The organism is Enterobacter sp. MGH 4, assembly GCF_000534735.1.
Lineage (GTDB): Bacteria > Pseudomonadota > Gammaproteobacteria > Enterobacterales > Enterobacteriaceae > Enterobacter > Enterobacter intestinihominis.
On the sequence record NZ_KI973291.1, the window covers coordinates 1 to 2,505 of the forward strand.

3 protein-coding genes are annotated in these 2,505 nt (G+C 51.3%); 2 read left to right on the plus strand and 1 reads right to left on the minus strand.

The window, feature by feature from the left end:
* Positions 1 to 1,146: 1,146 nt before the first annotated feature.
* Both L350_RS10605 and L350_RS10600 read left to right on the plus strand, forming a co-directional pair.
* Complete coding sequence (locus L350_RS10605) at positions 1,147 to 1,374, plus strand: YgdI/YgdR family lipoprotein (RefSeq protein ID WP_021243043.1); 228 nt, start codon at positions 1,147 to 1,149, stop codon at positions 1,372 to 1,374.
* A gap of 365 nt (positions 1,375 to 1,739) precedes the next feature.
* A complete protein-coding gene (locus L350_RS10600; protein ID WP_013772937.1) occupies positions 1,740 to 1,925 on the plus strand; it encodes a Rop family plasmid primer RNA-binding protein in 186 nt (61 codons plus the stop codon).
* 290 nt (positions 1,926 to 2,215) lie between these two features.
* On the opposite strand, the gene L350_RS10595 is transcribed toward L350_RS10600, so the two are convergent.
* Positions 2,216 to 2,407, minus strand: a complete 192-nt coding sequence (locus L350_RS10595) for a hypothetical protein (protein WP_021243041.1) — start codon at positions 2,405 to 2,407, stop codon at positions 2,216 to 2,218.
* Positions 2,408 to 2,505 lie beyond the last annotated feature (98 nt).

Sequence of the window (2,505 nt, forward strand, 5' to 3'; positions counted from 1 at the left end):
AAAAAAAAAAATTGCAGTCAGGCCGGAACGGCTGCTGAACCGGTACAGGCGGGTTCCGGGCGCAGCGCCGGACCAGTCACGGAGCACTAGCGGAGTGTATACTGGCTTAAGATGTAGCATGGCAGTAACACATAGCATTAATGCCACATAAGACAGGCGCAGAAAGTGAAAGAAAACGCGTCAGGAGAAAATGTGATACAGAATATATTCCGCTTCCTCGCTCACTGACTCGCTCCGCTCGGTCGTTCGGCTGCGGCGAGCGGGACGGGCTTACGGATGGATCAGAAATTTCCTGGGGGATGCCAGGAAGATACTTAACGAAGAAAGCATAAGGCCGCGCCAAAGCCGTTTTTCCATAGGCTCCGCCCCCCTGACAAGCATCACAGAATCTGACGCTCAAATCAGTGGTGGCGAAACCCGATGCGGCTTAAAGATACCAGGCGTTTCCCCCTGGTGGCTCCCTCGTGCTCCCCCGCATTCCTGCCTTTCGGTTTACCGGTGTCACTCCGCTGTTATGGCCGCGGTTTCTCATTCCACGCCTGACACTCAGTTCCGGGAAGGCAGTTCGCTCCAGGATGGACTGTATGCACGAACCCCCCGTTCAGTCCGACCGCTGCGCCTTATCCGGTAACTATCAACTTGAGTCCAACCCGGAAAGACACGACTAATCGCCATTGGCAACGGCCATTGGCAAACAGGATGTGCGAGAGATGTCTCAAGAGTTCTTGAAGTGGCGGCCTTAGTGAGGCTACACTGAAAGGACAAATTTGGTGACATGTCTCGCACAAGACTGTTACCACGGTTAGGGGATCTGCCAGGATTACCTAACCTTCGAAAAACCACCTGCCAGGGTGGTTTTTTCGTTTACAGGGCAAGAGATTACGCGCGGAAAAAAAGGATCTCAAGAAGATCCTTTATAAATTAGACATCCAACCTCACAAAGAGGAATACTTAAATCATCTTGGTATATGTATCGGCCGGATTACATCTCATATAAGCCTCCTCCCCGCCTGACACCACACTTTGACCATAGCACCTCGCGCCTAACTCGATATACAGCCCACCATCAAGCCTCTTTTCACATAAAAAATGACCTATAGTTAGATGGTTAGTGACCAAAACTGATATGGATAAAAGGAGCTGGCTTTGAAAAAGATTTTTGTTTCAGTGTTCGCAGCGGCAGTTGCGCTTTCAGCCCTCACCGGCTGCACGCGCACAAGCTATGCCATACACACCAATGACGGTCGCACTATTGTCAGCGACGGCAAACCTAAAGAATCAGACTCAGGCCTGCTTGGCTATACAGACGCGAATGGTGTCAAACAGCAGATCAATAAAACCGACGTTAAAGAAGTCTCCGAAATTCCGCACTGAGCATCTTCTCCGAAAAAGGCCGCTAATGTGGCCTTTTTCTTTACCTGTGGTTCTCCGCCAAAATCCCAGCAAATTGCATCACCAAAGCTAAAAGCTTTCAGGGTTGTCTAAAAAGCACAAGACATAAGAGGAAGTGCGGTATTTTATAATCAAGCCCCCAAGAATTTACCATAACATCCGTTGCCCGCACCGCCTGAGACGCGTTCAGCGCGTTCCTGACGAAACCATGACAAAAACCACAACAAACCACCCCGGAACCCGTCAGAAACGCGCCTGTTAAATTTTAACGGCATGCATGACTATGCACCAGAATGACGCCATGCTCTTTTCACGCAAAAATCATCACCAGACGGGGAAAATCACCAGTGACCAGACAGGAATCCGCCGCCCTCAATATGGCCAAATTTATCCGCGCACAGACACTTCTCCTCCTTGAGCGGCTCGAGCAGATGGATCTGGATGAGGCTGCCGGCTGCTGTGAGCACCTGCACGATCAGGCCGAAGCGCTTTACGCCATGCTGAACGCACAGATAGGCGAGGAAAATGCGTGAAAATCGGTGAACGGGTGCGCAATTCAGTGCGCGGCCGTGAGGCGATGGCGGGGTGTCGGGGCGCAGCCCTGACCAGGGTATTTGTGATGCCGGCGCGTGCGCGGTATTACAAATGCACATCCTGTCCCGGAACGGACACCGGGAAACAGCAAAAAAAACCGGGCGGCACGCCCGGAACTCAATCAAGTTAGATTAGATTACTCTCACTCGTCCATAACAGCATCATGGAACGACGACCACCGTCCGTGACGGCCGCCTCGTTTAAGTATGGACAGAAATACAGAAAATGCTCAGGACGAAATGTAATGAATGCGAACGGATTCAAGAAATTCGAGCATGACAGTCCTTACGGCCGGTTCGGTTTCAGACAAAATCTGCCGGTATGCATCCAGCATCATGGCTCCGGCATCCCCTCCGGCACGCCGTAGCCAGACCGAAACAACGGACACAAGCAGGTGTCGCTCATCATCACTAAGAGTCATCAGGGCTCCGGAAGAAAAACCAAACATGGCTTACCTACTGTTAACGGCAACGCAGAAGAAAGGTTTACAGGGTAGCGGGCAGGGATGAAAAAAAAAAA

Excerpts from the sequence above, each read along its gene's own strand:
- L350_RS10595 (WP_021243041.1), bottom strand. The coding sequence starts at position 2,407 with ATGACTCTTAGTGATGATGAGCGACACCTGCTTGTGTCCGTTGTTTCG.